This window comes from Williamsia sp. DF01-3, assembly GCF_023051145.1.
GTDB lineage: Bacteria > Actinomycetota > Actinomycetes > Mycobacteriales > Mycobacteriaceae > Williamsia.
In genome coordinates this window covers 3,132,254-3,158,015 of the sequence record NZ_JALKFS010000005.1, presented here as the reverse complement: position 1 = coordinate 3,158,015, position 25,762 = coordinate 3,132,254, and the positions used below count along the sequence as shown (strand labels likewise).

Annotated in this window: 21 protein-coding genes, 2 pseudogenes and 1 riboswitch; of the genes and pseudogenes, 13 read left to right on the top strand and 10 right to left on the bottom strand. The window is 64.7% G+C overall.

Annotated features, from left to right (window positions below):
* Nucleotides 1–4: 4 nt before the first annotated feature.
* The 4 genes from MVA47_RS17000 to MVA47_RS16985 form a co-directional block, all read right to left on the bottom strand.
* Nucleotides 5–1,243 (bottom strand): acyl-CoA desaturase, encoded by a 1,239-nt coding sequence (locus MVA47_RS17000; protein ID WP_247208804.1) that lies wholly within the window; start codon nucleotides 1,241–1,243, stop codon nucleotides 5–7.
* Nucleotides 1,244–1,278: 35 nt separating this feature from the next.
* A complete protein-coding gene (locus MVA47_RS16995; protein WP_308280634.1) occupies nucleotides 1,279–2,388 on the bottom strand; it encodes a ferredoxin reductase in 1,110 nt (369 codons plus the stop codon).
* Between the two features lie 163 nt (nucleotides 2,389–2,551).
* Nucleotides 2,552–3,670: a DUF475 domain-containing protein gene (locus MVA47_RS16990; protein WP_247208803.1), complete on the bottom strand. Its 1,119-nt coding sequence runs from the start codon at nucleotides 3,668–3,670 to the stop codon at nucleotides 2,552–2,554.
* Between the two features lie 104 nt (nucleotides 3,671–3,774).
* Nucleotides 3,775–4,350 carry a TerD family protein gene (locus tag MVA47_RS16985; protein ID WP_247208802.1) on the bottom strand — a complete coding sequence of 192 codons (576 nt, stop codon included), beginning with the start codon at nucleotides 4,348–4,350 and terminating at the stop codon, nucleotides 3,775–3,777.
* A gap of 229 nt (nucleotides 4,351–4,579) precedes the next feature.
* On the opposite strand from MVA47_RS16985, the gene MVA47_RS16980 reads away from it, so the two are divergent.
* The 10 genes and pseudogenes from MVA47_RS16980 to MVA47_RS16935 all read left to right on the top strand — a co-directional run bounded on the left by MVA47_RS16980 (nucleotide 4,580) and on the right by MVA47_RS16935 (nucleotide 14,465).
* On the top strand, nucleotides 4,580–5,794 hold the full coding sequence (locus tag MVA47_RS16980) for a hypothetical protein (protein ID WP_247208801.1): 1,215 nt from the start codon (nucleotides 4,580–4,582) through the stop codon (nucleotides 5,792–5,794).
* Nucleotides 5,791–7,032 carry an HpcH/HpaI aldolase/citrate lyase family protein gene (locus MVA47_RS16975; RefSeq protein WP_247208799.1) on the top strand — a complete coding sequence of 414 codons (1,242 nt, stop codon included), beginning with the start codon at nucleotides 5,791–5,793 and terminating at the stop codon, nucleotides 7,030–7,032. Before MVA47_RS16980 ends, MVA47_RS16975 begins: the two co-directional genes overlap by 4 nt.
* Complete coding sequence (locus MVA47_RS16970; protein WP_247208798.1) at nucleotides 7,029–8,327, top strand: phosphoribosyltransferase family protein; 1,299 nt, start codon at nucleotides 7,029–7,031, stop codon at nucleotides 8,325–8,327. Before MVA47_RS16975 ends, MVA47_RS16970 begins: the two co-directional genes overlap by 4 nt.
* A complete protein-coding gene (locus MVA47_RS16965) occupies nucleotides 8,324–9,454 on the top strand; it encodes a cysteine protease StiP family protein (protein ID WP_247208797.1) in 1,131 nt (376 codons plus the stop codon). The genes MVA47_RS16970 and MVA47_RS16965 overlap by 4 nt, the downstream gene beginning before the upstream one ends.
* Nucleotides 9,451–10,413, top strand: coding sequence for an HAD family hydrolase (locus tag MVA47_RS16960; protein ID WP_247208796.1), 963 nt, complete (start codon nucleotides 9,451–9,453; stop codon nucleotides 10,411–10,413). Before MVA47_RS16965 ends, MVA47_RS16960 begins: the two co-directional genes overlap by 4 nt.
* A pseudogene (locus MVA47_RS16955) lies at nucleotides 10,410–11,727 on the top strand (TerD family protein). The gene MVA47_RS16960 and the pseudogene MVA47_RS16955 overlap by 4 nt, the downstream one beginning before the upstream one ends.
* A gap of 20 nt (nucleotides 11,728–11,747) precedes the next feature.
* Entirely contained in the window at nucleotides 11,748–12,095 is a 348-nt protein-coding gene (locus MVA47_RS16950) for a hypothetical protein (protein ID WP_247208794.1), read from the top strand.
* Between the two features lie 55 nt (nucleotides 12,096–12,150).
* Nucleotides 12,151–13,128, top strand: a complete 978-nt coding sequence (locus tag MVA47_RS16945) for an IS481 family transposase (protein WP_247208793.1) — start codon at nucleotides 12,151–12,153, stop codon at nucleotides 13,126–13,128.
* Nucleotides 13,038–13,268 (top strand): annotated as a pseudogene (locus MVA47_RS27070) (TerD family protein); the annotation flags it as partial. The gene MVA47_RS16945 and the pseudogene MVA47_RS27070, both read left to right, overlap by 91 nt.
* A gap of 18 nt (nucleotides 13,269–13,286) precedes the next feature.
* On the top strand, nucleotides 13,287–14,465 hold the full coding sequence (locus MVA47_RS16935; protein ID WP_247208792.1) for a hypothetical protein: 1,179 nt from the start codon (nucleotides 13,287–13,289) through the stop codon (nucleotides 14,463–14,465).
* 23 nt (nucleotides 14,466–14,488) lie between these two features.
* Here the strand turns inward: MVA47_RS16935 and MVA47_RS16930 are convergent, their stop codons facing one another.
* Nucleotides 14,489–14,839 carry a hypothetical protein gene (locus tag MVA47_RS16930; RefSeq protein WP_247208791.1) on the bottom strand — a complete coding sequence of 117 codons (351 nt, stop codon included), beginning with the start codon at nucleotides 14,837–14,839 and terminating at the stop codon, nucleotides 14,489–14,491.
* A 128-nt stretch (nucleotides 14,840–14,967) separates the two neighbouring features.
* Between MVA47_RS16930 and MVA47_RS16925 the strand changes: the two genes are divergently transcribed.
* Nucleotides 14,968–15,309, top strand: coding sequence for an RNA polymerase-binding protein RbpA (locus tag MVA47_RS16925; RefSeq protein WP_023959187.1), 342 nt, complete (start codon nucleotides 14,968–14,970; stop codon nucleotides 15,307–15,309).
* 53 nt (nucleotides 15,310–15,362) lie between these two features.
* Here the strand turns inward: MVA47_RS16925 and MVA47_RS16920 are convergent, their stop codons facing one another.
* The 5 genes from MVA47_RS16920 to cobN form a co-directional block, all read right to left on the bottom strand.
* On the bottom strand, nucleotides 15,363–16,151 hold the full coding sequence (locus MVA47_RS16920) for a polyprenol monophosphomannose synthase (RefSeq protein ID WP_247208790.1): 789 nt from the start codon (nucleotides 16,149–16,151) through the stop codon (nucleotides 15,363–15,365).
* The gene (gene lnt / locus MVA47_RS16915) at nucleotides 16,135–17,772 is read right to left on the bottom strand and encodes an apolipoprotein N-acyltransferase (RefSeq protein ID WP_374474233.1); all 1,638 of its coding nucleotides are present in this window, start codon (nucleotides 17,770–17,772) and stop codon (nucleotides 16,135–16,137) included. The genes MVA47_RS16920 and lnt overlap by 17 nt, the downstream gene beginning before the upstream one ends.
* Nucleotides 17,769–19,379, bottom strand: a complete 1,611-nt coding sequence (locus MVA47_RS16910; protein WP_247208788.1) for an amidohydrolase — start codon at nucleotides 19,377–19,379, stop codon at nucleotides 17,769–17,771. The genes lnt and MVA47_RS16910 overlap by 4 nt, the downstream gene beginning before the upstream one ends.
* 95 nt (nucleotides 19,380–19,474) lie before the next feature.
* Entirely contained in the window at nucleotides 19,475–20,011 is a 537-nt protein-coding gene (locus MVA47_RS16905) for an FxsA family protein (RefSeq protein WP_247208784.1), read from the bottom strand.
* Between the two features lie 128 nt (nucleotides 20,012–20,139).
* The gene (gene cobN, locus MVA47_RS16900) at nucleotides 20,140–23,742 is read right to left on the bottom strand and encodes a cobaltochelatase subunit CobN (protein WP_247208782.1); all 3,603 of its coding nucleotides are present in this window, start codon (nucleotides 23,740–23,742) and stop codon (nucleotides 20,140–20,142) included.
* Nucleotides 23,743–23,800: 58 nt separating this feature from the next.
* Nucleotides 23,801–23,867, bottom strand: a riboswitch (cobalamin riboswitch).
* Nucleotides 23,868–23,988: 121 nt separating this feature from the next.
* Here cobN and cobG point away from each other — a divergent pair.
* Both cobG and MVA47_RS16890 read left to right on the top strand, forming a co-directional pair.
* On the top strand, nucleotides 23,989–25,113 hold the full coding sequence (gene cobG / locus MVA47_RS16895) for a precorrin-3B synthase (protein ID WP_247208780.1): 1,125 nt from the start codon (nucleotides 23,989–23,991) through the stop codon (nucleotides 25,111–25,113).
* Nucleotides 25,114–25,138: 25 nt separating this feature from the next.
* Complete coding sequence (locus MVA47_RS16890; protein ID WP_247208779.1) at nucleotides 25,139–25,762, top strand: precorrin-8X methylmutase; 624 nt, start codon at nucleotides 25,139–25,141, stop codon at nucleotides 25,760–25,762.

Below are 25,762 nucleotides of genomic sequence, written 5' to 3'. Positions count from 1 at the left end.
TGTCCTAGGCCGCCTTCACCTTTGACTCGCGCAATTCACGCAGAGCGGTTCTAAGACCGCGCCGAGCGCCTGTCTGGGCTTCGGAGGCGAAGCCGGATTGCATGCCTTCGCGGATGTTGAAACGAAGTTCCGAGGCCGTTTCCGGCGCGTCGTCCGCGCCGGCAGACAGCAGAGCATTGGGCAGCGCAAGTTTCGCGATGGTCCGGAAGGTCAGCATGTACTGGTGCCATAAGGTCCCGGTGGTGTACGGCAGGTCGTACTTGTCACAGAGCTCGCGGACCCGGACGCCGATCTCTTCGTACCGATTGCTCGGGAGGTCGGGGAACAGGTGGTGCTCGATCTGGTGACTGAGATTTCCGCTCATGAATCGCATCAGGGTTCCGGCCCTGAAGTTGGCGGACCCGAGCATTTGACGCAGGTACCACCGCGCCTGGTCCTCGTTTTCGTACTCCTGCACGGTGAACTTCTCGGCCCCGTCAGGGAAGTGACCACAGAAGATGACCGCATAGGTCCAGTAGTTGCGGATGAAGTTCGCGGTGACGTTGGCCGCGATCGTGTGTTTCCAGTTCGGTCCGCTCAACGCCGGGAAGATCAGATAGTCCTTGGCCGCCTGTTTGCCGACCTTGCGTCCGATCACCCGGAGGTCACGACCCACCTCGTGCAGGCTCTTCTCGCGTTTGCGAACCTTCTCGGTCTCGACATGATGTAGCGCGACGCCGTATTCGAAGAATGTGCCGAGAACGAGGTTGTACACCGGGTTTCCGATGTTCCACCACTCCCACGGTTGGTCACGGGTGACCCGAAGGATGCCGTAGCCCACGTCGTCATCCATCCCCACGATGTTCGTGTACTTGTGATGGATGAAGTTGTGTGAGTGCTTCCATTGACTGCTCGGGCACGTGGTGTCCCACTCCCACGACGATGAGTGGATTTCCGGGTCGTTCATCCAGTCCCATTGCCCGTGCATCACGTTGTGCCCGAGTTCCATGTTCTCGATGATTTTCGCCAAACCGAGCATCACGGTGCCCGCGGCCCACGCCGGCTTCTTGTTGCTCGCGAAGAGCATCGCCCGCCCACCGACTGCCAGTCCACGCTGGATGGCGATTGCGCGACGGATGTACCGAGCGTCGGCCTCCCCGCGAGACTCCTCGATGTCTCGCCGGATGGCGTCCAACTCCGCGCCCAGCGCGTCGACGTCGGCTTCAGTCAGGTGTGCGTATCGGTCGATATCGGTGATCGCCACTGGTGGGATACCTCCTGTTGATCCGGATGTGCAGGTCAGAGGTCGAGCGTGCATTCACCGGAGACCGTGCTGATGCACGTCTGGATCCGGTCTCCTTCTCGACGCTCATCTCCTGAGCGCAGATCCCGTACGTAGCCGCCGCTGAGCGGGACCACGCACGACTGGCAGATGCCCATTCGGCAGCCAAATGGCATCTGGATGTCCAGGCCTTCTCCGGCTTCGAGAAGAGTTGTCGCGCCGTCGATTTCGGCGGTCTTACCGGACTTGGCGAAGGTGACCGTGCCGCCCTCTCCGCCCTTGTCGGTGCGGGCGATCGCAAAACGCTCGATGTGGAGGTGGTCTGAACGGCCGGCTTCTTCCCAGACCTGTTCGGCAACGTCGAGCATTGCAACGGGACCGCAGGCCCAGACCTCGCGGTCACGCCAGTCGGGAACCAGCGGGGTGAGGTCGGCGAGGTCAACCTTGCCGTTCTCCCCCGTGAACTGCATCATCAGTTTGTAGTTCGGCGAATTCTTCTGCAGCGCAACGAGTTCGTCATGGAAGATGACACTCTCGCGGTCCGGTGCCGAGTGGACGTGGACGACGTCCGGCATGTCCCCTCTGTGCTGTAGCGCTCGCAACATCGCCATCACGGGTGTGACGCCGGAGCCGGCGGTGACGAACAGGATCTTCCGCGGCGGCGGATTGGGTAGCGAGAAGTCACCTTTGGGTGCTGCCAGGCGAATCACGGTGCCAGGCGAGACACCATCGACCAGATGGCTGGACAGGAAGCCATCAGGATTGGCCTTGATGGTCACCGAGATCACCTTGGCGCCACCGGCGATCGAGGTCAGCGAGTAGGAACGCCAGTGCCAACGGCCCTCGACCTGCAATCCGATGCCGACGTACTGCCCGGGGCTGTATCGGTGACTGAAACCCCAGCCGGTCTCTATGTCGACGGTGGCTGTGTCGTCGGTTTCCTTGCGAACGGCCACGATTCGACCACGCAGTTCCCGAGCCGACCACAACGGATTGAGCAGATGCAGGTAGTCGTCGGGCAACAGCGGTGTGGTGGCACGCGCCACCAGCCCCCGCAAAACGTTCACCTGGGGCTTGGTTGCATCGACCTCGGCCGCCGGTCGCTTGCTCCACTTCAGCAGGTCCACATGCACTCCGTTCGCAGGCACGGTGTCGTGGCGGAGGCTGAGAGCGAGATTGGCCGCGACGGTGCAATGTGATTCGAGTGTACACGTGTACACCGTGCAAACGGCCGTTTCGGATACCGGGCAGATATCCGAAACGGCCGTGTACGGGACTACGTGGAAGGGACTACGTGGTGGTGACTGCGTTCTTTTCGGCTGCGTCTGTGGACGCTCCTCCGTCGCCGCCTTCACGCCTGTTCGCAAGAATGCTGGAGATGGCGGCTGCACCGATGAATGCAACACCGACAAGGCCGGTGATGACCTCATTGATGTGGTATTCGATGCTGACGAACAAGATGACCGCCAGCGCGCCGATTGCCCAATGCGCACCGTGCTCAAGGTAACGATATTCGGACAGTGTTCCTGCTCGCACCAGGTAGACCGTGATGGAACGGACGAACATCGCACCGATGAAGCCGAGACCGAGAGCAATGATGATCGGATCCGCCGTGATCGCGAACGCACCGATGACACCGTCGAACGAGAACGAGGCGTCGAGGACCTCGAGGTAGAGGAACAGGAAGAAGCCGGCCTTGCCGGTTGCCTTCACCAGCTGGGACGGGCCACCATCTGCTGCCGCTTGGTGTTCCTCATCGAACTGCTCGGTGTGGAACAGCGATCCCAGGCCGTCGACCGCGATGTAGGTGATCATGCCGAGCACGCCGGCAACCATGATCGTGGACCGGTGCTCGTCGTCGGCGAGGAACTCGGCTACGAGGACCAGGGTGCCTCCGGCGATGACAACTGCCAGTTGGTCGAGCTTTCCGATCGTGGCCAGCGGCTTCTCGAGCCAGGACAGCCAGGTGATCTCACGATCCGCGAGGATGAAGTTGAGGAACAGCATGAAGAGGAACATGCCGCCGAATGCTGCGATCTGAGGATGCGCGGCGGTGAGTATCTCCTCGTAGGACTGCTGTCCCGAACCCTCCTCGGGGACGTTCATCGCCAGATCGAATGCATCGACGGGGTTGAGCCCCGCGGTGACCCAGACGATCACGAGCGGGAATGCCAGGCGCATACCGAAGACGGCGATGAGGATGCCGATGGTCAAGAAGATCTTCTGCCAGAACTCGCTCATCCGTTCCAGCACGGTGGCGTTGATGACCGCGTTGTCGAACGACAGCGACACCTCGAGAATGCCGAGGATCGCGCACAGCGCGAGCGCCGTCCAGCCGCCGTACAGGAACGCCACGACAAGCGAGACGAGCGTGACCACGATCGAGATCCCGAATACGCGGATGACCACGCGGACTCCTTCTTTTGTTACGTATGAACAGCGCTATCGCGGACCCGCTGGGGTTCCGCGATAGCGCTGGCGTTCAGATTCTGGCGTCGTTCTGGCCAGTCGAACTAGACGTTGACACCGTAGTCGCGTGCGATTCCGGCCAGACCGGAGGCGTACCCCTGGCCGATTGCCCGGAACTTCCACTCGGCCCCATTGCGGTACAGCTCGCCGAAGACCATTGCCGTCTCGGTGGACGCGTCCTCAGAGAGGTCGTAGCGGGCGAGTTCGGTTCCGTTGGCACGGTCGACAACGCGGATGTAGGCGTTGCGAACCTGGCCGAACGACTGCGAGCGGGCGTCGGCATCGTAGATGGAGACAGGGAAGATCACGGACTCGATGTTCGGGGGCATCGCAGCCAGATCGACGTTGATGACCTCGTCGTCACCCTCACCCTCACCGGTGGTGTTGTCACCGGTGTGCTCGATCGCACCGTCGGGCGAGCGCAGGTTGTTGAAGAACACGAAGTGCTGGTCCGAGACGACCTTCTTGTCGCCACCGGCGCCGATGGCGCTGGCATCGAGGTCGAAGTCCGTGCCGGTGGTGGAACGGATGTCCCAGCCGAGTCCGACCGCGACTGCGGTCAGGTTCGGAGCCTCCTTGGTCAACGAGACGTTTCCACCCTTGCTCAAGCTGACGCCCATGTCAGTAACCCTTTCGTGAGGTTGTTCCAAAACTTCGTAGAAGCAGACCACGATGAGCGGGTCCCTCCGGAGCCGCTCCTTGTGAGTAACCGTACGTGAAAGTGGACATCGGCGGGAGTGTGAGGACCATTCGCCGGAGCCGTTCGAATGACACGCCGGTGAGCACAACTGTCCTGGGATCGCGTTCGGCTCACCGGGTACCGGGCCCTGGTCCCAGTAGGATGCGGCTGTGGCCCGGGGCTGGTTTCGACGAGAGGACCGAAGCGTCGGTGGCAGGCCCACTGACGCCATCGACCGTGCGCGCAGCGACATGGTCAGTGCGTTTCTCCAGCTCGATCAGCGCTTGTCCATCATCACCGACGGGGTCGAAGCCGCGGCGGCACTCGGCATGTCGGCCGAACTGGTCCGGACGTTCGCTCCGGTTCGCGAGGCCTGTTACGAGACCATCAACGACTATCTGACAGTCAGCGGCCATGATGCGGACACCACAACTCTGGGCGATGTTCAGCGCACGATGGCCCGGATCGTCGAAGCGATCCAGCTTCTCGACCGGTTCTACGAACGTAACTCCACCCAGATCGAACACGCCCGGATCTCCTACGCAGCGGTCCCCGATGAAGCTGCCAGGGCCCGAACGCAGTCGGATCAACTGCTCACCCGGCTGAGCACGCTCCCCGCCGAACAACTCTCGTATTCGTCGGTCAAAACAGCTCGCGAACAACACGATCGAGCTCGATCGCAGCTGGAGGCGGCTCAACTCGATGTGTCGGGAGGGGGCGGTGACCGGGCCGGCTTGAGGAACAGGGCTGCCGCTCTGGTCGCCGCGACCGAGAAGTTGAGTCAGGCAGTCGACCGTGCTCCGACGAGGGTCGGCGAGGCCACCGCCGCGCTCGCCTCGGTCCGGACAAGGTTGTCTGCGGTACGAAACCGCAGCGCACGCATGCCCGAGGCGTACTCGGCACTGCTTCGGGAGTTCAGCGCGGCGTGTTCGAAGGACCTGATCGGCCACGACCAGCGCAGCGCTCGGGACATCGACGCGGCAGCAGTTGAAATCGACACCGCCGCAGAGGAAATGAAGTCCGATCCGGAAGCTGCCCTGGCGGCGATCACCCGCGCCCGTTCGGCTCTGGCAAACGCCGAGCAACTGGTGGACGGCGTCACCGATCGATTGAATGAACTTCGTGTGGTCCAGAAGGATCCGCCGGCTGCGGCCGGTAGGGTTCGCTTCCAGATCCGAGACGCCCAACTCCTGGCGGTGAATCTCGGACTGGTCGAACAGTGGGGCTCGGTCCTCGACGCCCAGGTCTTGCGCGTGGACCGGGCCGTTGCCACACTGACCGGGCGGCACCCCGACTACTGGGGCTATCTGGTGGACCTACGGGCCATCTCCGACTTCGTGACCGGAGTCGTGAACAAGATGAAGGACGAGGCGCGGCGTTCATGACCGAGAGAACACTCACCGACGGGACAGACAGCAGCCGTGGTGACGGGGCGCAGGCCCAAACTGGGCCGATCAAACAGATCGAGCATTTCGCCGATCTCGACCCGAATGAGCGAGAACGCCTGTTTCACCGGTTGCCCGAGCGAATCGATGTGGATGCGACCCCCGAACTCCTCAGCGTGGCCCTCGGTGCAACCCTGTACATCCCGGCCAATCGGGAGCGTCTGGCCGAGCTGATCCTCCGCCAGGCACGAAGTGGATCCACGTCCATGGTGATCGATCTCGAGGACGCGATCGCCGACCACGACGTGGAACTCGCGATGAGCAATCTTGCAACGGTGCTGGACGACCTGGCCCGTCGCGACGAACGGGTACCTATGCTGTTCGTCCGGGTGCGACGCGCCGAGCAGATCGATGAACTCGTCGGCAGACTCGCTGCAGGGGTCGGCGTGCTCTCCGGTTTTGTGCTGCCCAAGTTCACCGCAACCGATGGTGGTGACCACCTGGACCGGATCGGTGCCGCGAGCACACGGATCGGACGGGTGCTGTACGCGATGCCGATCATCGAGTCGACCTCGGTCCTGCATCTCGAGTCGCGGGCATACGCTCTGGAGACGATCCGCCAGGTACTGGCCCGGCACCGTGACAAGGTGCTCGCGGTGAGGATCGGTGGCACCGACATGTGTGGCGCGCTCGGGATCCGGCGTGACCCGGACCTGACCATCTATGACGTTCACCCGGTCGCCGAGGTCATCGGCTCGATCGTGAACGTGCTCGGGCGCGCCGATGGCACGGGGTTCACCATCACCGGACCGGTCTGGGAGTACTACAACACTCACGACAGGATGTTCCGCCCACTGTTGCGCCACACGCCTTTCGAGCAGATCGACGCAGTCCGATTCCGCACGCACCTCGTCAGCCGAGACCTCGACGGGCTGCTGCGTGAGCTGGTCCTCGATCGGGCGAACGGTCTGCAGGGAAAGACGGTGATCCATCCATCGCATGTGAACGTCGTCCACTCGATGAGTGCGGTGCCGCACGAGGAGTATGTCGATGCGGTGGCGGTGCTCGGGGTCGACGACGCGGGCGGGGTCGAGCCGTCGGCGTACCGGAACAAGATGAACGAACGGCGGCCCCACCGGAACTGGGCGGTCAAGACTTTGATCAGAGCGCAGATCTTCGGGGTGCTGCAACCGGAGGTCGGGGTCGTGGATCTGCTCACCTCGGTGGTCGACCGATGAACGTCCCGACGATCGGCGGCAACTCGACAACGTCTGAAACCCCCTACGCCACAACCAGATTTGGTCTGGACGCCACCCACGGGTCCGGGTACCGATCGTGGCGGGTCGAGAATCTGATCCGGCCTGGCCTCCGGCGCAATCCCCGGCGGGCACACCTCTGGGTGTCCACTGTCCTCGGCAAGCACATACCGGTCGCCCCGTCGAGCATCTTCTCCGCGGCAGACGATCTCGGCGATCTGGCCGTGCGGGCACTCGCGGATCGAGGGCAGCGAGACGGGCTCGTCTTCGGATTCGCGGAGACGGCCACCGGGCTCGGTCACGCAGTCGCTCGGCGGATCGACGCGACGATGTACCTACAATCGACGCGACGTCACGCGGCCGATGTGCCGGTCGCGGCGCGTTTCGAGGAAGGGCACTCGCACGCGACCGACCATCTCATCGTCCCCACCGATTCCGCGGTTCTCTCCACCGAACTTCCTGTTGTGCTCGTCGACGACGAGATCTCCACCGGGGCAACTGCTTTGGATGCGATCCGCTCGATGCAAGAAATTCACCCGCGGTCGCTGTATGTCGTCGCATCGCTGGTCGACATGCGAACGAGTGACGACATCGTGCGATGTGAGCAGCGCGCTGACGCGCTCGAGGCATCTGTCCACTTCGTCAGCCTTGCGCAAGGGGCGACGTCGATCCCGCCCGACCTGACCGATCGGGTGTTGCAACTCCCGGCACCCTCACCGCCCGCTGTGCGCGAGAGAGGCCACGTCGAGCGACTGGACGTGGCATGGCCATCTCACGTTCCCGACGGCGGACGGTACGGGTTCTCGAGGTCCGACTGGCCGCACTTCGATCGCGCGGTCACGGAGGTGGCGCAGCGAGTCGTCAGTCGCCTCGACGCCACCCGGCCGACAGTGGTCATCGGGCATGAGGAGCTGATGTACCTCCCCCAGCGGATCGCGGCCGAGTTGTCCGTGTGGAGCCAAGCCCCGGTCTTGAGTCAGACCACAACCCGTTCACCGGCCCACGTGATCGACGACCCCACCTACCCCCTGCGCCGGGGGTACCACTTCCAAGCTCCGGAGCCCGATGACGCTCGAGATAGGTATCTGTACAACGCAACTCACGACCACGACGGCGCCCGCGTCGTGATGATCGTCGATTCTCCCGCGGACACACCGGCATTGAGCGGGCCCGGAGGTCTGGTGGATGTGGTGAGCGCACGCGGCGACGACCTGCTCCTCGTCGTCGTCCCCGCGACCGACTACCGGTTGCTGTGTGCGGCGAGGACGGGCCGATGACAGAGCAGAGCGCCGTGACGTACCAAGAGCCCCTCGTCGGGCCCGATTTCGGCAGTTACGCCGCCGATGAGGTTCGGTGGCTGCTCAAAGACCTCTCGCACGTTCCGCTCGAGGGCGACGTCGCCCTCCGCGAGAAGAGGATTCAAGCGGGCGTGGCTCACTACGCGGAGTCTTTACCGGTGGAGTTCCAGCCGGACGCGGCATACCAGGAGTTGTTCCATCGAGTCCTGGCTGACAGTGCGCGACGATTGGCGGTAGCGGTCGGCGCGGTGACCGATCTGGTGCTGGCCGAACGAGGCTCTGACATCGTGCTGGTGTCGTTGGCCAGAGCCGGAACCCCGGTGGGAATACTCATGCGGCGCTGGGCGCAACGCCATGGTCTGGAGCTCCCTCACTATGCGGTCTCGATCGTGCGCGACCGGGGGATCGACGCGAACGCGATGAGATATCTGGCAACCCACCATGACCCTGCGTCCGTGGTGTTCGTCGACGGATGGACAGGGAAAGGAGCGATCGCACGCGAACTCGATGAAGCGCTGGCGCAGTTGGCCGCCGATGGTGGCCCTGTGTTCGACCCCGAGCTCGCTGTACTCGCCGACCCCGGCTCCTGCGTGCGCACCTTCGGAACGCGAGACGACTTCCTCATCGCCTCGGCGTGCCTCAATTCCACGGTCTCCGGGCTGGTTTCGCGCACCGTTCTGAACAACGAGCTCATCGGTCCCGCCGACTTCCACGGGGCGAAGTTCTATGCCGAACTCGCCGATCAGGACGTCTCAGAGGTGCTGCTCGACGCGGTTGCCCGCGAGTTCGATGCCGCCGCCGACGAAGCGGCGATCCGTCGGGCGGCGATCGAGGCATCTGATCGAACGCCGACCTGGTCGGGCTGGCAATCGGTAGAGGCCGTACGCGCGCACTACGGGATATCGTCGGTCAATTTCGTCAAACCAGGGGTGGGTGAGACAACGAGGGTCCTTCTCCGCCGGGTACCGTGGCGTGTTCTCGTCCGGACCCCGGACGACCCCGAACACGAACACATCCGAGTTCTCGCCGACGCACGCGACGTACCCGTCGAAGTGGTGCCTGACCTCGCGTACAGCTGCATGGGATTGGTGAAAGAACTCCGGTGACACCCACAAGCACCACGCCATCGACCACCGCGTCTCGACGCGCCCTGGTGACGCTGGATCTCGACCGCACCCTGATCTACTCGGCCCATGCGATCGCCGAGGGTGCCGGCCCGGGGGAAGATGCCGATGCGGCGCTGTCTGCAGCGCAGTGTGTGGAGATGTACCAGGGCCGTCCGCAGTCGTTCATGTCGACGATGTCGATGACCCTCCTCGGCGACCTGCACGCCGCCTCGGACGTGGTGCCGACCACCACCCGCACGATCGAGCAATATCGGCGGATCCGATTGCCGATCGGCGTTCCCCGCTTCGCCATCACCAGTAACGGCGGCAACATTCTCGTCGAAGGCCACCCCGACCCGGAATGGAGCAGGCGGGTTGCCTCTCTGCTGGACCGGCTCGCAGTGGGAGTGGACGAGGTGTTCGCCCGCCTCGCGCAGGATGCGGCCGACGCCCCATGGCTGCGGACCATGCGGATCGCCGACGGTCTGTTCTGTTACGTGGTGGTGGAGCTCGATCTCCTTCCGCCGCACGTTGTTCCGGCATGGGCGAGCTGGGCTGCAGAGCTGGGTTGGAACGTGTCCCGCCAGGGCCGCAAGGTGTACGTGATGCCCGACCCCGTGACCAAGCAACTGGCCATCGACGAGGTTCGGACGAGACTCGACTCGCCCCCTGACGTGACGTTCGCCGCAGGCGACGGGGTGCTCGATCAACCGATGCTCGTCGCAGCGGATGCGTCGATCCGCCCACGTCACGGCGAACTGGAAGAACTCGGCTGGGTTCATCCGAATGTCGCCGTCACCACAGGGCGCGGTCTGGCCGCGTCGGAAGAGATGTTGGTCTGGATGCTGGAGCAGACAGGCACAATGGGGGGCATTGGCGAATCGGACATCCGCGCGAGCGCGCTCCCGGCCCCCGGTATCGCGAAACAATCCACACCCAACGAAGGGCTCAGGCGATGACAACAACTCTGGTCAAAGGACAAAACGGGCCGCTGTCCGCACCGACGGTGGAGATCACGGTCGACCTTGCCACCGCCGGCGACCTATCCGCTCTGCTCGTCACCGACAGCGGCAAAGTCCGGACCGACGCAGACTTCGTCTTCTACAACCAGCCGTCGGGGCCGGGTGTCACCTTGCAGCCGGGCGCCGGGATCGGCACGTTGTCGATCTCGCTGGCTGCGGTGCCCGCCGACATCAGCCAGGTCCGAGCAGTGATAACGCTGGAGAACGGCACATTCGGCGCGGTCGCGCCGCCGGTCGCGCGGGTTACCGCGGGTGGACAGCCGCTGTACGAATACCGCATCGACGGCTTGTCGAGTGAGTCCATCGTCATCGCGCTCGAGGTGTACCGCCGCGGCGGCGACTGGAAGGTTCGCGCGGTCGGACAGGGTTACGCGGGAGGATTCGCCGCACTCGTGACCGATCACGGTGTGTCGGTGGACGATGCCCCGTCGCCCGCCGCAGCGCCGCCTCCTCCCCCGCCTTCTCAGCCGGTGCAGAACACCGCACCCCCGAGCTATACCCGCCAACCGACCCCGCAGAGCCCGCCGCAACAGAACTTCCCACCGCCCCAGCAGGCCGCCCCCCAGCAGCAGCCTGCATACAACCAGCAACCTGGGTATGCCGCACCCGCAGCGCCGGCGAGCGCCCGCCGGCAGGCCAGAGGTGAGTCTGAGCAAAGACCGCCCGGTCAGTCTCGCCAAGGGCCAGCGGGTGTCGCTGAACAAAGATGGCGGCGTGGCACTGACGAACATCCAGATGGGGCTGGGCTGGGACCCGGTGACCGTCAAGAAGATGTTCGGCAATCGCAGCGCCGACATCGATCTGGACGCGTCGGTGGTCATGTACGCCGATACACAGGTGGCCGACGTCGCCTACTACGGTCAGCTCACATCCAAGGACGGCTCGATCCGCCATCTCGGTGACAACCTCACAGGCGAGGGCGAAGGCGACGACGAGGTGATCACGGTGGATCTCACGCGGGTTCCGATCCACGTGAACGCCCTGATCTTCATCGTCACCTCGTACCAGGGGCAGACCTTCGAGCAGGTGCAGAACGCCTTCTGCCGTCTGGTCGACCAGACCAACAAGGCCGAATTGGCCAGGTACACACTGGCCGGTGGGATGCCTTACACCGGCGTGGTGATGGCCAAGGTGTTCCGCGAGGGTGGCACGTGGAAGCTGCAGGCGATCGGCGAGGGCATCACCGCCCGTCATGCCGGTGAAGCGCTTCCGCAGCTGCAGCGATTCCTCTCCAACGACTACATGAGATAGCACGCAAGGATCGAGGCGAGATGAGGAAGCTGGTCGCCGGCCAAAATGCGCCGATCGAGGTGTCGGACATCAGCTTTCGGGTGGCGGCCACCGGTGCGGACGTCGACCTCGTCGGCCTTGTCGTGGATTCCGACCTCCGAGTCCTCGATTCCGCTGATGTGGTGTTCTACAACCAGCCGGCGACAGTCGGGGTCCGGCTGGACGGCCCGCGGCTCACGGTCGACCTGGACGGCATCCGGAGTGGCGCAACCGTACTGTGCGCCGTCAGCGTGGAGCCGGCCCCGGGCTCGGGGGTGTATGCGGAACTGACCGGGCTAGCTGTAATGACCAGGGACGTTGTGAACGGTGTGGCACCAGTAAATAGGTGAGGACCTCCGGTATCGGTGTGGTTACCACAACTACAGCGACTACCAAGAGGTCCTCATGTCCCACGCTAATGCCTTGCTCGCTCCGAAGGGCAGATTGAAACTCGCAACAACTATCGTCGTAGACGGTTGGACGATCCGGCGAGCTGCCGAACGGTTTCAGTGCTCGCCCACCACCGCCAAGAAGTGGGCCGATCGGTACCGGGTCGGTGGCGAGAAGGCGATGGTCGACCGCTCCAGCCGCCCGCACCACAGCCCTGGACGTACCCCGAGCAAGACTGAACGGCGAATCATCAACCTGCGCTTCACACGCCGCTGGGGACCGCACCGCATCGCCTACCACCTGCACCTGCCCCGCAGCACCGTCGGCGCGGTCCTACGACGCTTCACGATGCCCTTGTTGCGGAATCTGGACCAGAACACCGGCCTGGCGGTCCGCCGACCGACACCGCGCCGATACGAGCACGACGCCCCGGGCGACCTGATCCACGTCGACATCAAAAAGCTGGGCAAGATTCCCCACGGCGGCGGACACCGCAAACTCGGACGCCAAGAAGGCAAGCGCAACAACAAACGACAGGGCCTGGGCTACGCATTCATCCACCACGCCGTCGACGACCACTCCCGGCTGGCCTACTCAGAGATCCTCGGCGACGAAAAGAAGGAGACCGCCTCAGCGTTTTGGATCCGCGCCAACGCCTACTTCAACCTTCACAACATCACCGTCAAACGAGTACTCACCGACAACGGATCCTGTTACCGCTCAACGCTATTCGCTCAAGCACTCGGCGAGACCATCAAGCACAAACGGACCCGCCCATACCGGCCGCAAACCAACGGTAAGGTTGAACGATTCAACCGAACACTCAACCAAGAATGGGCCTACGCCCACACCTACCTCTCCGACGAAGCCCGCGCCGCGACCTACCAACACTGGGTCCATGAATACAATCACCACAGACCACACACAGGCATCGACGGCAAATCACCCATCGACCGCATCACTGTGCACAACGTCCCCGGGAAGAACAGCTAGCCGACGGCGAGGTCCTGTTCGGCTTTGATGTCCGGCCGGCGCATGGCGAGACGGCGCTGCTCTGTTTCGAGCTCTACCAACGCGCCGGGCGCTGGCGGGTTCGTGCTCTGGGTCAGGGCTACAGTGGCGGGCTCGCCCAGTTGCTCACACGTCATGGCGTGGACGTCGACGATCCGCCGGAAGCGAAATCGAGCGCGCCGACACAGAATCCGAGTGCTGCTGCAGCACAACCTGATTCACGTGGCGAACTGGACCCGGCATCCGTGGTCTTGGGATCGGACTACACCGCAGCCATTGCCCGCGCGCAGGTGGTCTTCGAAGATGCGGCCCGGTCGGCAGCGGGATACGTTCAGGCTGAGGCATTTGCGATGGATCGTCTCGACCAGGAGCTGAGCGACGCGATCTCCGATCCGGCACAACGTAATTCGCCCGCAGCCTCACACCAGCGCGAACGGGCGCAACGTCGCTGCGACGAGCTGATCGCCGCTGCTCGACAGCGATTCGATGCCGATTCACAAGTCCTGATCGCCGAACTGGCAGCCCTCGATCCCCAATTGCCACCTGCGATGGCGTCGTGGACATCGCCGGCCTGGACACGGTTGAACGGACCACCTGCGAGCGGTGTGCGCATCGGCGAGTTCGCAGCTCCCGAACGTGGTGAGCTACGACTGCCGTTCTGCGTGCCGACACCCATCGCGCGCCCGATCTGGGTGCTGGACGGCGACCTGCCGGCTCTGTCCGCGGTCACGTCCTTGGTGTTGCGACTGGTCGTCGCTGCGCGGGCCGTACCGAGCTCCTCGACAACCGCGGCCAGGTCCGTGGCGGTCGATGTGTTCGACCTCACCGGTTCGCTTGCCCCGCTGTCGGATCTACTCACGCCGCTGCTCGGCTCCGCGGCAGTCACATCCGCGGACGTGATGGTCGATCGTCTGGGCGCCCTGGAGTCGTCTCTGGAACTGGCGCAGATGGCGTTGGAAGCCGGGGACGTCGCCGACGTCTACAACAGGGTTGTTGTCATCGCGGACCTTCCGTTCGGATGGGATGCGGCAACGATGGCCCGATTGCTGCGCATCATCGACAGAGGCGGCAGGCTGGGCTGGTCGTTTGTATTGTCGGGCGCGGTCGATGAGCATGACGCCGACCCGCTGGTCAGCATGATCGCCGACCGCACGCTGATGTTCCCGATGTCCGCGGACGCCACGGCGCACGACCCGTGGGTGGGTCTGCAATGGTCGGTGAGGCCCGAACAGATCGAGCCACAATCGCCGCAAGCGCGTCAGATCGTCGCCCGCCTCGCCGACCCGGCGCCGCAACCCGGAGCACGGCGACAGCTGTAGCGAAAACCAGCCGTCGGGGCCCGTCAGCGCCACCGCTCGGCTTCTTTGGCCAGAGCCACCAACTCGGCGCCCAGCTCGGCGAGTTCGGATCTGTCGGCCTCCTCGGCAACCGCCGTAGCAACGTCCTCGGCGGCGCACCTCAACCGGAACAACCGTTCGATCAGTTCATCGGCTTCGCCCGCGCTCAGAACCACTGCATCGGCCGGGATGGAAGAACCGGCGACCAGACTGCGTTGCTCGTATGCGCGTTGGCGGCATGACTGCTTGCAGTACTTGCGACGACGGCCCATGTCCGACTCGATGACCTCGCGGCCGCACCATGAGCAGGAGTTGCGGGTCCGGCTTCGTCTCGCCGTGGTGGACGAATGATCCATAGACGATGACGGTACCGGGCCGCAGACCCGAACTCGCGGAGCGACCGCGCCGTCTCGAGGACGTATTTCGCACGTGGTCCCGCAACGCGCGTAAGATGGATAGGTAATCCAACGAGAGGACAGTAGTTATGGCAGATCGAGTCCTACGCGGCAGCCGTCTCGGAGCGGTGAGCTACGAGACCGATCGCGATCATGACCTTGCTCCCCGGCGCATCGTCCAGTACCGCACCGACAATGGTGAGATCTTCGACGTCCCGTTCGCGGATGACGCCGAGATCCCGTCGACGTGGCCGTGCAAGAACGGTATGGAAGGCACCATTCTGGAAGGTGCCGAGCCCGAGGAGAAGAAGGTCAAGCCGCCGCGTACCCACTGGGACATGCTGCTCGAACGTCGGAGCGAAGAGGAGCTCGAGGTGTTGCTCGCCGAGCGCCTGGACCTGCTCAAAGCTCGTCGGCGGGGCGCCAGCTAGATCCGGTCAGTTCACGACATCGCCGCGGCACCTCACGGTGCCGCGGCGTTTTGTCATTTCCGGCGGAGCTTGGCCATCCGGTGGGCCAGTCCCCAGCGAGGGACCTTGAAGGCCGCCTCTCGGACGATGCTTCCGCTCATCTTCGACTCCCCCAGCTCGCGCTCGGTAAACGTGATGGGTACTTCGGCCACATCGAACCCGGCCTGGACCGTTCGCCACCCGAGGTCCACCTGGAAGCAGTAGCCGTGCGATTCGATCGACGACAGGTCGAGCGTTTCCAGCACATGGCGGCGGTACGCGCGGAATCCTCCGGTGATGTCTTTGATCTTGACCCCGAGCGCCAGCCTCGAGTAGACATTGCCACCCCGCGAGAGGATCTCGCGTCGCCGCGGCCAATTGACCACCGTTCCTCCCGGAACGTACCGAGACCCGATCACCAGGTCCGCACCCTCGTTGAGGCGGTCGAGCAATCGATGCAACTGCTCCGGAGCATGACTGCCATCGGCATCCATCTCCACCAAGACGGTGTAGTCGCGAGCCAGGCCCCACTTGAAGCCGGCGATGTAGGCGGCGCCGAGACCGTCTTTCACGGTGCGGTGCATCACGTGGATGCGGTCAGCGCCGTCGGTTGCCGCCAGCTTGTCGGCGAGTTCGCCGGTGCCGTCGGGACTGCTGTCGTCGACGATCAGGATGTGCACTGCGGGCTGCGCTGCGTGCACACGCTTGACGATCAACGGCAGGTTCTCGATCTCGTTGAACGTCGGGATGATCACCAGGGTGCCCGCCCCGTCGGCCCCGACCGGCCGCGCAGCCTGCGAGTTGTGCTCAGGCTCCGTCACCATGCTCCTCCTTTGACCATCCCCTGAACCTAATGCCTGGCGCCAGCAGGAACAAAAAGGCGCAGACGCCCAAGAGTACGGCCAATCGCTCGGGCCACGGCCCGATTTTCGTGGCGATGGTCTCGCCTGTGTGCAACGGAATCGTGCCCTCCAGGGTCGCGGGTTCGAAGAACCCGCTGCGTGAGCTGGTATGACCGTCGGGCGCGATGATCGCGCTCACACCGCTGGTTGCTGCCACCACCACGGCGCGCCCGTGCTCGACGGCCCGCAGCTGTGACATCGCCAACTGTTGGTAGGTCATCTGCGTGCGCCCGAAGGTGGCGTTGTTCGTCGGTACCGAGAGGAACTGGGCCCCCGATTGCACCGCCTTACGTGCCGAACGGTCGAACGCGATCTCCCAACACGTCGACACCCCCACGGTCACGCTCTGCCGACCGGTGGTCTCGACGGCGACAACACCTGGGCCGGTGCCCGCGCGGAAATTACCTGCCTGCTCGGCATACGAGGAGAAGAGGGTGAAGAAGCTTCGCCACGGCAGGTATTCGCCGAATGGCTGGATGATCTGCTTGTCATACCGGCCACGTATCTGGTCTCCGGAATCGCGCCGTCCGTCCCACACCAGCACGGTGTTCGTCGGGCGTCCGTCAGCGTTCCGGACGAGCGTGCCCACCAGGATCGGGGCGCCGACAGCTGCTGAGGCCGCCGTGATCTCTTCGGCTGCATCCTCATTCGCGGTGGGGTCGATGTCCGAGGCGTTCTCGGGCCACACCACGATGTCGGGACGGGCGGCGTCACCGGCGTCGACCGCGGCAGCCAGACGGAAGGTCTCGCGTACGTGGTTGTCCAGAACCGCCCGACGCTGATCGTTGAAGTCGAGGCCCAGCCGGGGGACGTTGCCCTGAATCGCGGCAACGGTGATCTCGTCGTCCGAACTGTTTCGGCCGTCCACAGAGGGCCACAGGGCGGCCGCGACAATCGGTGTGATGAGCGCGAGCACCAGGGCCGGCACCACGGTCTGCCATCTGACCGGCCGTCGGATCACCGCGCCGATCACTGCGGTCAGCGCTGCCCCCGTCAAAGCCACCGAGAACGACACCAGAGGTGCGCCCCCGATCGAGGCGAGCGACAGCATCGGCCCACCGACTTGGCCGAAAGCTGTACGACCCCAGGGAAACCCGCCAAATGGGAATGATGAACGTGCCCACTCGACGGTGACCCACATGATCGCGAACCACAACGGTGCCGCAGGCCAGGTGGTGGTACGGCAGGCGATCACGCCGAACAACCCGGTGTAGAGCGACATCACCACTGCCAACGCCACCCACGGGAGCGGCCCCACGTACACCCCGATCCACGGCAGCAGCGGGAGAAAGAACCCGAGGCCGAAGACGAATCCGTACCAGAATCCCTCGCGGAATCGAACAACGCCTCTGAGCGCGGCGGCCAGCAACGCCAGCGACAGGATGCCCAGGAACCAGAGATCGCGCGGCGGGAATGCGGCCCACATGAGCACTCCTCCGAGCGCACTGACGGCGGTGCGGATCACCCATGGCCGCTGCGTCGCGTCTCGGAGCCGGGCGATCGTTCCGCCCTCGGACTCCCCTGGCGCGATTGCCGTCGTCACAGCCCCGCCCGGTCGTAGATCGTCACGCCTGCCCTCACAGTACGAATGCACTCCGGGAGCCGGCTGCCTGCACTGAGGTCGGGAAGTGCAGGTACCCGCGACCGCGGGTCGGTGGACCAGCGGGCCACTGCCGGATCAGCCGATCCGGCAACCACCAGGTTGTCCACATCCCAGACGGCGTAGTCGGCGGGCGCGCCGGGAACGAGGGTTCCGGCCACACCGTCGCGGTGACCGCCGGCCCGCCACGCCCCTCGGGTGACCGCTGCAAAAGCTGCTCGGACGGAGATGGCGCTGGACGGGTTGTTGTGATGCGCGGCCGCAGCGATTGCCTCCCACGGACGCATCGAGGTCACCGGTGCATCCGAGCTGAAGGCGAGGCCGACGCCCGCCTTGGCCAACTGGGCGAAGTTGTTGAGTGAGCGGCCACGATCAGGGCCGAGCCGCTGCTCGTACAACTGGCCCGGGCCACCCCAGAGGGCGTCGAACAATGGCTGCATACTGGCGATGACGCCGCAGGCAGCAAGAGTGGTGGCCTGGTCACCGGTGATCATCTCCGCGTGCTCGATGCGGTGTCCCAATCGGGCCATCGCCGGACCGCCGAACTCCGCCGCCACTTCGCGGAACGCATTGACCACCACGTCCATCGCGCCATCGCCGATCACGTGGAAGCCCGACTGGATACCGGCAGTGGTGCAAGCACGTAGATGAGTGGTGACCGTGTCTTCGTCGAGGTAGCAGACGCCGTGGGTGTCGGCGTCGCTGTAGGGCTCTCGGAGCAGCGCGGTGTGCGACCCGATGGCCCCGTCGATGAAGAGGTCGCCACCGAGGCCGTGTGCGGCCGTCTCGGTCTGCAGAGCACGGGCGTGCTCGGAGTCGGTGACGGCTTCGCCCCAGTATCGACGGATCTCGACGGGGTGGTCGAGGTGGGCCAGTGACAGGAAGTCGTCGCGTCCGCTGATGTCCGGGCCGCCGTTCTCGTGGACCGCCACGATGCCGTGGGCGGCTGCATCGTCGAGAGCAGCACGCTGGGCGCGATGTCGGCCATTGGCGCTCAACAACATCCGGGCCGCGGCACGAACCCGGTGGTGGGCGTCGGCGGTCAGCGGTCCCTGCTCGTCATAACCGTGACTGCCGACCAAACCGTCGGCCCGAGCCCGCAGCGCAGTGGACACCACGGCCGAGTGTTCGTCGATGCGTGCCAAATACACCGGTCGATTGCCGACCACGGCATCCACTTCGGCTGTTGAGGGGCAGGTCAGATCCGGCCACGTCGATTCATCCCAACCCAGGCCCCAGATCAGGTCGGTGTCGGTGTGTTCGGCGGCGTACCGGCGGATCTGTTCGAGACAGTCGTCCCGGCTCACGGCGTCACTGAGGTCCAGGCCACGCAGAGCCAGACCGGCCGACGTCAAGTGCACGTGCGAGTCGACGAAGGCGGGCGCCACCAGTGCGCCGTCGAGATGGATCACCTGCGCGTCGGGGTGCAGGGTACGGCCGACATGATCCGAACCCACCCAGACGATGGTGCCGTTCGCAACTGCCATGGCTGTCGCGTCGGGGGCACTCGGGGTGTAGATATGGCCACCGATCAGCAATTGACTCTCCACGAGCGTCCAGTCTGCCTGTCGAACCGATCGTCAGTCGCTGCAGGTCCGTGAACAAGCTGCCGCCGCGGCCGGATCCGTTCCGATGGGCAAACGTTTCAGAGCTCGTTGTAGGGCTTGCGGAGTTCGGGACGTGCCGGGTCGAAGCCGGTGGTTCCCGTGGTTCCCGCACCGGAGCTATCGATGACCTGGCCGTCCACCACGGTGACTCCTGCCATGCCGCGCCCATACCGTGCGTAGTTCTTCTCCATGGCGCTGACCACCTTGCGTGTGCCCACGGCGATGACCATGGGCCGCAACAGAACGCGAATGGGCTTGAGTAGCAAGAGGATGCCGACGGCACTCGACACCAGGCCGGGGATGATCATGAGGATTGTCGCCGCGGCCAGCAGTGCGGTGTCGGCAACGGGTGCTGATGAGCTGGCCGGATCGACGGGGCTGCCACCTGCTGCGTTGCGTCCGGCGTCGCGCAGATTGGCGAGGGTCTTGGCACCCTGACGACGCAGCAACCAGAACCCGCCGATGACCGTTGCGACCACCAGTAGCAGTGTCCAGCCGAAGCCGATGGCGTAACAGAGTCCGACGAACGCGGCGATCTCGATCGCCACATAGAGCAAGAAGAGTGCGAACTTCATGATGTCAACCGTCCCGACTATCGGCATGTGCGTACACGGGGACAACGAACGAGATGCCCGATTTTCTCCCGACCCGTGGGATCGATGATCTCAACGGTGTTCACCAGCGCAAATCGACGCCGTTGAGATCAGGCGCCCTCGATGTCACCCTCGGTCTCCAGGTACACGCGGCGCAGTTCGTTGAGCATCTCCGCCGGCGGCGCAGACCACATCTGGCGTTGGGCCGCTTCCAGCAGTCGCTCGGCGATGCCGTGCAGCGCCCACGGGTTGGATTTGGTCATGAAGTCCTTGTTGGCCTCGTCGAGGACATAGGACTCCGTGAGCTGCTCGTACATCCAGTCGGCCATCACGTTGGTGGTGGCGTCGTAACCGAAGAGATAGTCCACGGTGGCGGCCATCTCGAAAGCGCCTTTGTACCCGTGCCGCTGCATTGCACCGATCCACCGTGGGTTGACGACTCTCGCACGAAAAACCCGTGTCGTCTCCTCGGACAGGGTGCGCGTGCGCACATTGTCGGGCGTGGTGCTGTCCCCGATATACGCCTCCGGGTCCTGTCCGGTCAGAGCGCGAACGGTTGCGACCATACCGCCGTGATACTGGAAGTAGTCGTCCGAATCGGCGATGTCGTGCTCGCGGGTGTCGGTGTTCTTGGCGGCCACCGCAATTCGCCGATACGCCGACCGCATGTCCTCGACGGCGGCGACACCGTCACGACCACGCCCGTACGCGTAACCTCCCCATGCCGTGTACACCTGCGCCAGGTCCTGGTCGGTGCGCCAATCCTTGGAATCGATCAACTGCAGCAATCCCGCGCCATAGGTGCCGGGCTTCGAGCCGAAGATCCGGGTCGTGGCCCGGTCGACGTCACCGTGCTCTGCGATGTCTGCCCGGGCGTGTGCGGCAACGAAGTTCACATCGTCGGGTTCATCAAGAGCGGCCACCATCCGGACCGCGTCGTCGAGGATGGTCACGACATGGGGGAAGGCATCGCGGAAGAATCCGGAGATGCGCACGGTGACGTCGATACGCGGTCGGCCGAGTTCGGCGGGCTCGATCAGGTCGAGGGCGGTGACCCGTCTCGAGGCTTCGTCCCAGATCGGCATCACCCCGAGGAGGGCGAGTACCTCCGCGATGTCGTCGCCCGATGTGCGCATGGCACTGGTCCCCCACACCGACAACCCGACCGACTTCGGGTACTCGCCATGGTCTTTGAGGTAACGCTCGAGTAGTGAGTCGGCCATGGCGCGGCCCGTCTCCCACGCGAGCTTGGACGGGACCGCCTTGGGGTCGACGGAATAGAAGTTTCGGCCGGTGGGAAGAACGTTGATCAAGCCGCGTAACGGCGATCCACTGGGACCGGCGGGGATGAAACCGCCGTCGAGAGCGTGCAGTATCCGCGGTATCTCCTGGTCGGTCTGGCGCAGCCGTGGAACGATCTCCGTTCCGGCGAACTCGAGGATCTGGGCAACCTCGCTGGGGTGCCCGGCGGCCACCTCCGCGACGGTTGTCATGTCCCAGTTGCTCTTCGCGCATGCGGCCACGAGTTCGCGTGCCTGGGCTTCGATGTCGTCGGTGGCACCGCGGCCTGCCGTGCCGTCCTCGACCAGACCGAGTGCCTCCCGTAGCCCGGGCAGGCTCTGTTTCCCGCCCCAGAGCTGACGTGCGCGCAGCATCGCCAGCACCAGATCCACTTCGACGTCATCGGTCGGCGGCTGGCCGAGGATGTGCAGGCCGTCGCGGATCTGTACGTCCTTGATCTCGCACAACCAGCCATCGACATGCAGCAGCATGTCGTCGAAGACGTCTTCCTCTGGTCGTTCGGACAGCCCCAGGTCGTGATCCATCTTCGCCGCCTGCAGCAGCGTCCAGATCTGCTGTCGAATCGCCGGCAACTTGCCCGGGTCGAGCGCGGAGATGTTGGCGTGCTCGTCCAGCAACTGCTCCAGACGTGCGATGTCTCCGTAACTCTCGGCTCGGGCCATCGGCGGGATCAGGTGGTCGACCAGCGTCGCATGGGCACGACGCTTGGCCTGGGTGCCCTCGCCAGGGTCGTTCACGAGGAACGGGTAGATCATCGGGAGGTCGCCCAGTGCCGCGTCGGTTCCACATGACGCTGACATCCCGAGCGTCTTGCCGGGCAGCCACTCGAGGTTGCCGTGTTTGCCGACGTGCACCACTGCGTCGGCACCGAACCCGTTCTCTGCGGCAACCCACCGATAGCAGGCCAGGTAGTGGTGGCTCGGTGGCAGGTCGGGATCGTGATAGATGGCAACGGGGTTCTCGCCGAATCCGCGTGGCGGCTGGACCATCAGGACGATGTTGCCGAATTGCATTGCCGCGATGACGATATCGCCTTCGGGATTCGCCGATCGGTCGACGAACAACTCGCCCGGAGCAGGCCCCCAGTGTTCGATCATCGATTCTTGCAGGTCGGCGGGCAACGTCGCGAACCACTCGCGGTAGTCCCTCGCCGACAGACGAATGGGATTGGCCGCCAATGCTTCCTCGGTGAGCCAATCGGGATCTTGTCCCCCCGCCGCGATCAGCGTGTGGATCAGCTTGTCCGAATCGTTCTCTGCCAAACCGGGTACGGCGCTGTCGCCGATTTCCGGACCGATGTCGTACCCGGCGGCACGCATGGCCTCGAGAAGCCGCAGCAGACTCTGGGGCGTGTCCAGGCCGACGGCATTGCCGATGCGGGCATGCTTGGTGGGATAGGCCGAGAGCATAACTGCGATACGTCGTTGTGCGGTAGGAATATGCCGTAACCGTCCGTGCCGCACTGCGATTCCCGCCACTCGCGCACAACGCTCGGCGTCGGGTCGGTACCAGGGCAGTCCGTCGTCGCCGATCTCCTTGAAGGAGAACGGGACCGTGATGATCCGGCCGTCGAATTCCGGGACCGCCACCTGCGTCGCCACGTCGAGCGGTGACATCCCGTCGTCGTTGGCCGCCCAGCTCTCACGAGACGAGGTCAGGCACAGGCCCTGCAGGATCGGCACGTCGAGCCGTGCGAGCTGCTCGATGTTCCAATTGTCGTCATCGCCACCGGCGGACGCCGTTGCCGGTGTGGCTCCTCCGGCCGCAAGGACGGTGACCACCAGCGCGTCGGCAACCGCCAGTTGTGCCAGCAGATCGTCGGGAGCAGTGCGTAGCGAGGCGCAGAAGATCGGCAGGGCACGGCCGCCCTTGTCCTCGATGGCATCACACAGGGCATGGATGTACGCCGTGTTCCCCGCAAGGTGCTGAGCCCGGTAGTACAGCACCGCGATGGTCGGCCGTCCGTCGGTGTCGGATGGCACCGAACGCTCGAGCAGTCCCCATTGCGCGGTCGCGACGGGACCCTGGAAGCCGTGTCCGGTCAGCAGGACGGTGTCGGACAGGAACGCGTGGAGGTTGGCGAGGTTGTCCGGCCCGCCTTGGGCGAGGTAGTTGTGCGCGTCGGCGGCAACACCGGGGGCAACCGTGGACAACGACATCAGGTCAGGATCTGGCAGCTGCTCGCCCGAGAGCACCACTGTGGGCAGCCCCGCGGCGAGAACGGCGTCGAGGCCTTCCTCCCACATCCGTCGGCCACCGAGGATCCGGACCACGACGAGATCGGCGCCGTCGAGCAGGACCGGCAGATCCTCGCTGACCAGTAGTCGCGATGGGTTGGCCAATCGGAAGTCCGCGCCACTGGCCTTGGCCGTCAGCAGATCGGTGTCCGAGGTGGACAGCAGCAGGATCACGGGTTCCTCCTTGCCGGGATCTCGCGCCCAGCGGGTTTATGTGGCGGTACGGCAACGAGGGTCTGACTCCGGGTCTCCCCGACACAGTGGCGCGACCGCGCCGGATTTCCACCGGCTTCCCCGTTGCGGGTCGGGCTCAGCCTATAGAAGCCGGTAGTCAAGTGACCACGTCTGGTCGTCGATGGGCCGGCCGCCGGTGACCTGCCGATCCGCCATCACCCCACGTACGGCCAGTACCGTGGACCCATGTCCCGTCCCGCCGATCGTTGTCCGGGCGTGTTCTCGGCGCATCCCGCAGCCGATGGTCATCTGGCGCGTATCCGACTTCCCGGCGGCCGGATAACCCCCGCCCAGTTGCAAGCTCTGGTCGTGGTGGCGGACGAGTTCGGGGACGGGCACATGGAACTCACCTCGCGCGGGAATCTGCAGCTACGCGGAATAGCGGACGTGGCAGGCGCTGCCGACATGATCGTCGACGCGGATCTCATCCCGACGCCGAGTCATGAACGGGTGCGCAATTTGCAACTGTCGGCGTTGAGTGGTCGCCGCGGCGGGCTACTCGACGGCCGACCGGTTCTCGACCGACTCGATGTCGCCCTTCGCGGGGACAACGTGTTGGCTGCACTGCCGGCTCGTTTTCTCTTCGGCGTCGACGACGGGCGCGGCGACGTGCTGGCCGAGGCACCCGACGTCGGCGTCGTCGCGGTCGACAGCGAGCATCTCGACCTCGTGGTCGCCGGAAACACCACCGGCCGGCAGGTCACAGCAGGTCGCGCGGCCGCGACGATGCTCGATGTGGCTCACGCGTTTCTCACCGACCGTGCGGACGAGTGGCGAGTACAGGACCTTGATGCTTCGCCGTCGATCACAGAATTGCTCGAAGGTCTTCCCCGAACTCGACCGCATACCCCGCCTACCCCGCCGTCGGAGCCGCTGGTGGGGTGGCTCGCGCAGGACGACGACCTCATCTCGTTGGGTTCGGTGGTGCCTCACGGTCGATTGTCTGCGCGCATCGCAGAGTTCCTTGCCGCCATCGAGCGCGACATCTACCTCACGCCGCGCAAGGAAATCCTCGTCTGTGATCTGACGGATGGAATGGCGGACACGGTGGTGCGGGTGCTGGCCCCCATGGGTCTGATCTTCGATGCAACGTCGCCGTGGACGCGGGTGAGCGCCTGCTCTGGATTGCCGGGATGCGACAAATCGCATGCCGATGTGCGCGGGGATCTCGAGCAATATCTGGCGATCGGCGACCAGTCCGTTGACAACCGCGAGCACTGGGTGGGCTGCGAACGCGGCTGTGGATCGCCGCACGCTGCTCACATCCGGGTGCAGGCGACCCCGGCGGGGTACGAACGCCGAGCGTTCTGATCGACCAACTATGGTGGCTTTCACCATGTACACCTACATCCGTGACGGCGCAGAGATCTACCGTCAGTCGTTTGCGACCATCCGCGCCGAGTCCGATCTGGCCGAGTTCGATGACGATCTGTCCCAGGTCGTCGTGCGGATGATTCATGCCTGCGGTCAGGTGGACCTCACCGACGATGTGCGCGCATCCCCGGGGCTCGTCACGGCGGCGCGCGGCGCGCTGGACGCCGGCGCCCCCGTGCTGTGCGACGCGAACATGGTTGCGTCCGGAGTCACCCGCAAACGTCTGCCTGCCGACAACGATGTGCTCTGCCTGCTGACCGACCCGGCGACGCCGCAGCTGGCGGTCGACCTGCAGACCACCAGAACCGCTGCATCGGTGGAATTGTGGCGGCCTCGACTGGAAGGCGCGGTTGTGGCCATCGGAAACGCGCCGACGGCTTTGTTCGCCCTGCTCGAACTGATCGATGCCGGCGGGCCTCGACCTGCCGCTGTGATCGGGGCCCCGGTGGGTTTCATCGGCGCCGCCGAGTCGTGTGCAGCGCTGGCCGAGCGAGACGGCATCGAATTCTTGACCGTGCTCGGCCGCCGCGGCGGCTCGGCCATCACGGCTGCAGCCATCAACGCGTTGGCATCGACGGTGGAGTGA